The organism is Pseudomaricurvus alkylphenolicus, assembly GCF_011683955.1.
Taxonomy (GTDB): Bacteria; Pseudomonadota; Gammaproteobacteria; order Pseudomonadales; family Cellvibrionaceae; genus Pseudomaricurvus; species Pseudomaricurvus alkylphenolicus.
The window spans coordinates 1-8018 of sequence record NZ_JAAQPI010000044.1; the positions used below are offsets into that span (position 1 = coordinate 1).

Genomic DNA, 8018 nt, shown 5'->3' on the forward strand with positions numbered 1-8018 from the left:
AATTCGGGTGAGTGGTTACGACGTGGTCGTCTAGCCATGGTAAATCTCCTGTTCATGGGCACTACCGTGCCCTAAATCAGGCGAAGATTCCACTTATGGAGCTGTCCATATTTCCGGGGCCGGCTCTGGCAAACCAAATTACAACCTCAAAAACGCAAAAGCATGTAATGGCTTTATGTTTGTCAATTACACCTTGTCTTATCTTTGGTATCAACCACAGGAGGACACTCTCATTAATGGCGATTACGACAGCCACTATGAGTAAAAAATAGTCCTCAGTGCTAAATAAGTTTTCCATAGATGTTCTTTATCCACAACGCTGCCGTAAAAGGCTGAGCGATAGCGAGGTCCAGACTGCGTATTTTAACAGGCGAATTTTCACGGCTCTGTTAAATCTAGGTGCTTTCGTGTTCACTTTGTAAATCCTGCAATTTTTGATTCATGGCGCCAATATGTTCCTTTGCCCTAAAAGTTTTTGAATCCGCGAGATCAAGCAGGACTAATCCAGAGCCAATAAGTACGGCACTCGCGATTTGAACCAAAAACAATTGAAAAGGCATATGCTACAGAATGAAAGCGATCCCGAAAAATCAGTTTGTATCCAGTACCTGAGGTATACTCCTCAACAGTTTTAATTTTCTTTTGTTGCTCATCTATGGCTTTTGCGAGCCGCTTCTTCTTAGTGCCCCAATACCATGTGGCAAAACCGCCCTCGACCGATGCAATAGTTCCAATTATTCCAAGAATTTCCATATCTGATTCATACTCCTTAAAAATTTAACGCCCATAGCAGGGGCCGAAGCAAGCATCGCTTGCGGAGGTCCAGTGGCACGTAGTGCCGCGAACCTGCCTATGATTGTTATGGCTTACTTGGCACCTAACCATTTTTGTCAATGTACTCCACCATTAACTTATTGTACTCCTCTGCCAGCGATTTTGCCTTTTCAGATATAGCCTCTTGGCACTCGAACAAGACGTCTTCACCTTTTACGGATGTAAACTCCCAGGTTGCCTTGTTTAAGTATTGCAACTCTTTATACATAGGTAATCCTGGGTAATTCATTCCATTGCTCGAAATTGCCGGCGCGGACATGAAGCCAAGGCGACCAAGCTTTATGTTTTCTGAGAATTCCTGTTGGATATTTCGCTCACTCAAAGCTCTTAACAGATTCTCCAATTCGCTCGGGCAGGTTTCCTCTGCGGTCGTAATAGAAGAAAGCACAAAGATAATTAATGTAATTATGTATTTCATACTCTGATGCCATAACGCCTGTCATAAACGGCGAGCGTTTTTTGCGAGTCCAGCCCCCGCTGGGGCGAGGTTCGATGGCCTTGTTATGTACGCGCCAAATTGTGTTGCATTTCGATTAGCTGATGCTCACCAACAATTTCTACTTCTTTAATGTACTTAAAGCCAAATCTTTCATAGAAATCTTTCAGGTAACTATGGGCATGAATTTCAATTGAACATACGCCTATTTTTTGAGCGTGGTTCATTACAGCCTCGACGAGCTTAGAAGAAAGACCTGTCCCTCTGTGCGCTTTTGACACCGCAACTCTAGCCATAGTCGATGACCCGTCTCCGTTCACGGTTAGGCGAGCGGTCGCTACCGGCTGATTCTCTACGGTGATGAGAGCATGTATTGAACTTTCATCTAGACCATCTAGGTCTAGTTCTTTTGGGATTTCTTGCTCAAGGGTAAACACCTGATAGCGAATAGCTTGCGCTTGACTGATTATCTCTGAACCACTGCCAATCGTGACTTCCATACTGCTTTTATCCTCTTAGTACATAACGCCTTTAGCAGTGGCGCCCTTGGAGAAGCGAAGCTTCGGAGAGGGCGTCCAGCGCACGTAGTGTGCGGTGCTGGTGCCCTTTGTTAGCTGATACAATCATTTTAGATATTGCCCCCCATAGTTCGACACCACTGAGTCAAGTTCCATATATTCAGTTCACAGGTTTCCCCACTACCTTGATTTCCTAGTCGGCAGGAGTAAGCAAAACTCTGTTCCTTTGGGTCTGTTAGAATTATCGCCCCTATCAAGTTGCTAGGTAGATTATTAGTAATCTGAGGGATATTCTCCAAAAGCAAATTAGGGAACTTTTCATTTTCCTTGATATAGCCCGTGATTCTAGGGATTAGGATTTCGAGCGCTTTCAATCTTGACTCTCTCGATCCGATACACTGATCTGCATCCCAAGCCGATGCAATGCGCAAACCAAACTGCGGAAAGGGCGTCCAGCGCGCAGCGCGCGTTCCTGGCTACGATTGTTATGCACAATACTGCCCTTCACTACAAAGCCCTATTTTCGCGGTTGGCCTGACGTATGCGGACCGCAATAGTTAATGTCCAATGACAGGTGATGCGTGCCCAGGAGAGCGGACGGAAGGAGGTAATTCTGACGACGGACCTTCCGCTGGTACCACGTTGTCACAATGCCGTTGAGTTTACCCTATTTTAGGGCTGGTAAGAACCCGGAAAGCATAGAATAGTGGGCATTTTGTTAGTGGTCACCGACCGAAACTACTTCAGTGCATAACGCCGCCATAAATTGCCGTTTGAAGCGCAGCGTAAAGCGGTCAATTTGATGGCCTTGTTATGAGCCAGTTGCTAATAGATGGCACGGTGTACCGTTTACTTTTAGTCACGCTGCCTTGCGAACATAAGTAATCTATAAATACGCCCATAGTGTGGTTTTTATCAATGTAGTAACCCAATGCCTCTGGTTGCTCTTGTGAAGGTGGAAGTTCAGTAATGTGAACCATAAGCTCCTGACCTTTGGCATCAAGTAAGAATGTGCCGCTTCTTGATGCGGGACAGGAATCAATGCTCTTTGCTGGCCCTTTTAGCTGTACTTGGGTAGAGGGACCTTCGAGTTTGGTTACAACGGTAAAACCCAATTCATTTGCTGATGAATGGGTTAACGCCACAATTTCAGGGCCACCACTTGCCACTGCATGGGCCGAAAGAAATAACATTGATAGTGCAAAATTCTTCATTGTTGGTAGCTCATAACGTTCAAAGGAGCGGCGAGCGTTAGCGATTCCAGCCTGCGCGCTTTTTGCGCAGGCGATGCTGCCTTTGCTTGTTAAATTTATTGCAGAGTGAACTCAATTTTGTACTTTCTAGTCAATGGAAATTCTTCGGCCGGCACGTCTGTAACAGCAGCAAATTTCCAGTTTTTTGCACTCTTAACAGCTGCATCAGCGAATAAGTTCATATTACTAGAATCAACTGCTTTGACTTCAGAGATGGAGCCATCTTTATTAATATCCACGGCAACTACTACCCAGCCACCAACAGCACTAGCCAAGGCTTTACGCGGATATATAGGGCTAGGGGCTTCCACCGGTTCTATTACAGGGGACTCAACAGAAACCAGAGAAGGAGGTGGCATTACTGCCGTAGCGTTGCAGCCTGCTAGGATTAATGCCAATACTAGAGATGTGATGAACTTCATGAAAACTCCATTTTGGATGGTTTAAGAATTTAACGCCTCAAGAAGGGGCGCCGGTTACGGCGTCCCACTTGCTTGACTTGTTAGGCTGTTTCCGCCTGTCTTGTTCGTTTTATCCATTAGTTCCTTTTGGCTAGATTCTGCTTTTTCTACCGCTGCCACCTCTTTCTCCAGATAACCGCGTATAATCTCACCTCTTCTTTTTTGGGCGTTTCTATTAAGCTCACTTAGTTTTTCATTTATAAGCTCTTTTTTTACCGTTTGAATAATGTCTTCTTTTTCTAGCTTAACAGACGAACTCAATTCTTGAAGGTATAAAGAAGTTAGTGCAGTATAACCAAATCTTTCACTCCACCTTAATACTCCCCTGAGCGTCGCTGTCGCGCTTGCGACCGCTACAAGAATTATTGATACAAACACTAATAATTGGGACGCATCTTCCTGCTGGGTTTGATAGGTAACAAAGGCCGGAGCAGATACACCAAGGATAATTGTTGAAACGTTAAAAAAGCTATTCAGTTTTCTCAACCTTTCTGCCCTTGACGAGTAAGTTGAATAGTCTCTGTCGATCTCAACAATAGTCCCTTCAATTATTTTTATAGCTTCATCGATCATAGATCTCTCCTTCAGCTCTGATCTTCTTTTGGCCCAACGCCCTGCTAAGCGGCGAACAAAACGCAGTGCAGTGAGTCCAGTCCAGTGGAGGCCGCGCTTTTTGCAGCCGGAACGTGTTTGAGCGGCTTATTAAATGTGACGCTTGGCAAACTAGCAACCTCCATCGCCACCACCGCCTCCATCTCCTCCGCCACTGCCATCCCAGAAACCACCGTCACTTGTGGTTGGCAAGACTCCGAAGGACTTCATAATTGCGGCTATGACAAATCCAATGGTTACAAAACCAAAAATCACCTGAAAATTAAACATCCCAGCCGCAATCACTAGTGTGAAGTAAAGGCTTGCGCCAAATCCTAGAATTATTATTAACCATCCAATCATGATCTTTCCGTAACATATAACACTTGGTTCAGCCGCACCTAAAGTGGAGCGCCTTTTGTGCGAAAATGGAGCAACGCGACATGCACAAAAAGGCGCGGTGCTTTAGGCGTAGGATGAAACCATTTGTTAGGAATTAACACGCTGATACTCACATTCAGGAGGGATCTCTTTATATCGAAAGTGCCTCGCAGGCCCATAATCTCCATTCAAAATTAGACTTTCATTTTCAAAGCTTATTGACTCCTTACCCCATCCAGTGAAATCCTTTGGAAGGATAGCTGCATAATTGAACTTCTTACCGCTTGAATCCACTGCCGAAATAGCTCCCCAAATAATCGATTCTATACCAATCAATGTTCCATAAGCAGTTATTACAATACCATTTTCAGCTATTCTGCATTGAAATACTTTGCCTTTGATAGGTATATCTAGGTACACAGAAAAATTCTCGTATATCCATATTCCTGACATATCTTCACGACTCATTGCCTTAGCCACGCTAGAAGTAAGTAGCAAAAAAATGAGCAATTTGGAATATTTTTTGTGATTCATCGGTATTCCTAACGCCGCTAGCAGGGGACGAAAAACCAGAACGAAGAGGCGGTTTTTCGTCCCCTTTGGTTGGCCTTGTTAGGTGCCATTATCTTCATGACTTGCTCTCTTTGGCTTTAAAAAGCAGTGAAAGCCCTAAAAAACTTAACAAATAGCCGGGTGCGTAAAGAACACTGGCAACTATGAAACCTTGCATCGGGGGAAGACCCGACGAATATGACGACAAAGTCATATAAGCCAGAGCAAGTAGCCCTGTGCCTAGTAATAGTTTATGTAAGATTACTTTTTGCTTCCGTAAAATACAGGCCGCATCAAACGCCAATAAAACTATCGGTATAATTATAAATATGACTAGTAATTCAGTACCCATTGAGCACCTAACGTCCGTAGCAGGGGCAGCCTTGGAGTAGTTTGGTTTGCGCGATAATGGCGGAGCCATGCGCAAACCAAACTGGCGAAAGGACGTCCAGCGCACATCGCGCGCGTGCCTGGCTACGATTGTTATGCACAGCACTGTCCTTCACTACAAAGCCCTATTCTTACGGTTGGCGCTGATGCATGCAGACCGCATAGTTAATGTTCAATGACAGGTGATGCGTGCCCTAGAGAGCGAACGGAAGGAGGTAATTCTGACGACGGACCTTCCGCTGGTACCACGTTGTCACAATGATGTCGAGTGTACCCTATTTTGGGGCTGGTAAGAACCCGGAAAGCTTAGAATGGCGTGTATATTGTTAGTGGGTACCAACCAGAACTACGTCAGCGCATAACGCCCGTAGCAGGGGCGGCCTACGATTGTTATGAATTATTCTCACCCTCTAATTCCTTGTCTAAGAACTCTCTGAACTTCAGGAGGTTTACATAGCCTCTTTCTTTTGTCATGTACTCTGGCGTACTAATTGAAATTTCAAATTCTTGGTACAGATGAGATCTTATAATCCAGGTAGTTCCATCATGAAGTTTGATCCCATCTCTCAGATTTACATTCAAAGCGTCTGAAAATGCTTTAGGAATATTTGACTCTTCGCTCAACGAGTACCGCTTAACTTTATAAGATTCACTACCATTCTCGCTTTCACTAATTTTGATAAGACACTCGCCCCCATCCACCTTCGGCCGATATAGATAGTACACCGAGCCCTTAAAAGACGTTGAAATCTCTAATGTTATTTGGGTTATTTCAAAGCACCCTTCATCGTAGTTTTCCTGACCAAAGGAGAACTCGGAAACAAGAATTAGTATTAGTATTAAGTACTTCATAGTTTGGTTTCATAACGCCCACAGCAGGGGCAAACATGGAGCGCAGCGGAATTCTTGTCCTGCTGGCTGTACTGGATATGAGTTTTCAACGGTACGCCTTTTCCTACTTAGATGAAAATACTAATCATAAGATTGCTCGCCATTCCATACATTGCCAGAAGCCCCAGAGTCATAAATAACCCGCGTAAACCAGTGTTACGTGTGAAATAACTGTATGTATAACCCAATCGAACCACAGCAAATCCAATAATCCACACCTGCATAGCGATAACGGTTGAAGAAGAAAAGGCGAAAATTAACGATAAAAGCACATAGTAAACAACATTTTCTGTAGTATTGTTGTGTGTGTCATGTCTTCGTTTAAGTTCACTAATGCCTAGTTCTGGCGCATCTTTTTCGCTTGAACTATTTTCGTCCCATTCCTCAGGTGTTGCATACATCTTGAACCTGGCGCGTACCAGTTCGGTTGAAATCATGATCCACGTATGATTAATAACCAACAAAGCAGCTGCAATTACGAGAGCGCGAATACCCTCAATTGTCGGAAGAGATACCACATAGGGATTTACTCCAAGTAAAAAAAAATTGAGCACAACTCCCATCAACAGGATGCCGAATGGGTAGAACAAGACGATATGCATTCCGCGGCGTTGTTTCTTTTCTAACTCATTAGTATTCCACATTGGCTATTTTTCCCATCTTTAACTCATAACGCCGGCCACACAGGCGAGCGAAACGCAGTGTAGCGAGTCCAGCCAAATGCGTCTTTTGCATTTGGCGATTGTGCTAGCCCTTGTTACATGTTGGATAAAACATAGAATCCGAACCAAGCGATAATGCCAAGCATAATTGTATTTAAAATGTACTCATTAACTTTTGAGAACTTTTGCCTAAAGGTATGAATAGATGCCTCTTGAGAGAAACGAAATTCATCAATATGAACAGGGTTAATCACCTCATATTCTTCGTCGTTGAGAGCCGCTATTGCACATTGATATTGTTCGTCTATTTCAGCCCATATCGTATAACAATCAGCTGCTGGCATTACTCCCATTGCTGGACCTGAATTTTCACTTCCGATGTATATAGGAATTCCACGAACCCCCAAACGATACTTGATAGATTGTGCTTCATCTAAATCGTGAAGCTTTGTAATCAACTTCATTGTGCATCCTAGCTTTGGTACATGTAACGCTCCGCTAAACGGCAAGCGAAACGTAGTGTAGCGAGTCCAGTGGAGGCCGCGCTTTTCGCGGCCGTAACGTGTTTAAGCGGCTTGTTAAATGTGATGCTTGGCAAACTAACACCCTCCATCGCCACCACAACCGCCGCCTCCATCTCCTCCGCCACCGCCATCCCAGAAACCACCGCCGCTTGTGGTTGGCAAGGCTCCGAAGGATTTCATAAATGCAGCCATGAAAAATCCAACGGTTAGAAAGCCAAAAATCACCTGAACATTAAACATCCCAGCCGCGATCACTAGTGTAAAGTAAAGGCTTGCAGCAAATCCTGAAATTATTATTAACCATCCAATCATGATTCTTCCGTAATCATTTAACGCTATTATAACCGGCAGCCGTGCGCGAAGCGCGCTTTAGGCTGTCCAGCCACGAAGTGGCGATGAGAGCCGGCCCCGGAAATATGGACAGCTCCATAAGTGGAATCTTCGCCTGATTTAGGGCACGGTAGTGCCCATGAACAGGAGATTTACCATGGCTAGACGACCACGTCGTAACCACTCACCCGAATT

The 8018-nt window shown here is 44.5% G+C and carries 12 protein-coding genes; all 12 read right to left on the reverse strand.

The features are described from left to right. Positions 1–489: 489 nt before the first annotated feature. Positions 490–753: a hypothetical protein gene (locus HBA55_RS36880; RefSeq protein WP_167001197.1), complete on the reverse strand. Its 264-nt coding sequence runs from the start codon at positions 751–753 to the stop codon at positions 490–492. 124 nt (positions 754–877) lie between these two features. Further along, entirely contained in the window at positions 878–1252 is a 375-nt protein-coding gene (locus tag HBA55_RS36885) for a hypothetical protein (protein ID WP_167001199.1), read from the reverse strand. Positions 1253–1335: 83 nt separating this feature from the next. Further along, positions 1336–1770, reverse strand: coding sequence for a GNAT family N-acetyltransferase (locus HBA55_RS36890; protein WP_167001201.1), 435 nt, complete (start codon positions 1768–1770; stop codon positions 1336–1338). An 812-nt stretch (positions 1771–2582) separates the two neighbouring features. Then, on the reverse strand, positions 2583–3002 hold the full coding sequence (locus HBA55_RS36895) for a hypothetical protein (RefSeq protein WP_167001203.1): 420 nt from the start codon (positions 3000–3002) through the stop codon (positions 2583–2585). A 95-nt stretch (positions 3003–3097) separates the two neighbouring features. Next, positions 3098–3463, reverse strand: a complete 366-nt coding sequence (locus HBA55_RS36900; protein ID WP_167001206.1) for a TonB family protein — start codon at positions 3461–3463, stop codon at positions 3098–3100. A gap of 54 nt (positions 3464–3517) precedes the next feature. Continuing rightward, positions 3518–4075, reverse strand: a complete 558-nt coding sequence (locus HBA55_RS36905) for a DUF4231 domain-containing protein (RefSeq protein WP_167001208.1) — start codon at positions 4073–4075, stop codon at positions 3518–3520. A 150-nt stretch (positions 4076–4225) separates the two neighbouring features. Next, the gene (locus HBA55_RS36910) at positions 4226–4456 is read right to left on the reverse strand and encodes a hypothetical protein (protein ID WP_167001195.1); all 231 of its coding nucleotides are present in this window, start codon (positions 4454–4456) and stop codon (positions 4226–4228) included. A 126-nt stretch (positions 4457–4582) separates the two neighbouring features. Further along, positions 4583–5008 carry a hypothetical protein gene (locus tag HBA55_RS36915; protein WP_167001210.1) on the reverse strand — a complete coding sequence of 142 codons (426 nt, stop codon included), beginning with the start codon at positions 5006–5008 and terminating at the stop codon, positions 4583–4585. Positions 5009–5806: 798 nt separating this feature from the next. Beyond that, on the reverse strand, positions 5807–6268 hold the full coding sequence (locus HBA55_RS36920; RefSeq protein ID WP_167001212.1) for a hypothetical protein: 462 nt from the start codon (positions 6266–6268) through the stop codon (positions 5807–5809). A gap of 107 nt (positions 6269–6375) precedes the next feature. Beyond that, positions 6376–6951, reverse strand: coding sequence for an MAPEG family protein (locus tag HBA55_RS36925; protein ID WP_167001214.1), 576 nt, complete (start codon positions 6949–6951; stop codon positions 6376–6378). 113 nt (positions 6952–7064) lie between these two features. Next, the gene (locus HBA55_RS36930) at positions 7065–7433 is read right to left on the reverse strand and encodes a hypothetical protein (protein ID WP_167001216.1); all 369 of its coding nucleotides are present in this window, start codon (positions 7431–7433) and stop codon (positions 7065–7067) included. Positions 7434–7568: 135 nt separating this feature from the next. Beyond that, the gene (locus tag HBA55_RS36935) at positions 7569–7805 is read right to left on the reverse strand and encodes a hypothetical protein (RefSeq protein ID WP_167001218.1); all 237 of its coding nucleotides are present in this window, start codon (positions 7803–7805) and stop codon (positions 7569–7571) included. Between the last annotated feature and the right edge of the window lie 213 nt (positions 7806–8018).

Bases quoted from the DNA above. Each gene is read 5' to 3' on its own strand.
- HBA55_RS36895 (WP_167001203.1), bottom strand. From the start codon at position 3,002: ATGAAGAATTTTGCACTATCAATGTTATTTCTTTCGGCCCATGCAGTG.
- HBA55_RS36880 (WP_167001197.1), bottom strand. From the start codon at position 753: ATGGAAATTCTTGGAATAATTGGAACTATTGCATCGGTCGAGGGCGGT.
- HBA55_RS36910 (WP_167001195.1), bottom strand. From the start codon at position 4,456: ATGATTGGATGGTTAATAATAATTCTAGGATTTGGCGCAAGCCTTTAC.
- HBA55_RS36900 (WP_167001206.1), bottom strand. From the start codon at position 3,463: ATGAAGTTCATCACATCTCTAGTATTGGCATTAATCCTAGCAGGCTGC.
- HBA55_RS36925 (WP_167001214.1), bottom strand. From the start codon at position 6,951: ATGTGGAATACTAATGAGTTAGAAAAGAAACAACGCCGCGGAATGCAT.
- HBA55_RS36890 (WP_167001201.1), bottom strand. From the start codon at position 1,770: ATGGAAGTCACGATTGGCAGTGGTTCAGAGATAATCAGTCAAGCGCAA.
- HBA55_RS36915 (WP_167001210.1), bottom strand. From the start codon at position 5,008: ATGAATCACAAAAAATATTCCAAATTGCTCATTTTTTTGCTACTTACT.
- HBA55_RS36935 (WP_167001218.1), bottom strand. From the start codon at position 7,805: ATGATTGGATGGTTAATAATAATTTCAGGATTTGCTGCAAGCCTTTAC.
- HBA55_RS36920 (WP_167001212.1), bottom strand. From the start codon at position 6,268: ATGAAGTACTTAATACTAATACTAATTCTTGTTTCCGAGTTCTCCTTT.
- HBA55_RS36930 (WP_167001216.1), bottom strand. From the start codon at position 7,433: ATGAAGTTGATTACAAAGCTTCACGATTTAGATGAAGCACAATCTATC.
- HBA55_RS36885 (WP_167001199.1), bottom strand. From the start codon at position 1,252: ATGAAATACATAATTACATTAATTATCTTTGTGCTTTCTTCTATTACG.
- HBA55_RS36905 (WP_167001208.1), bottom strand. From the start codon at position 4,075: ATGATCGATGAAGCTATAAAAATAATTGAAGGGACTATTGTTGAGATC.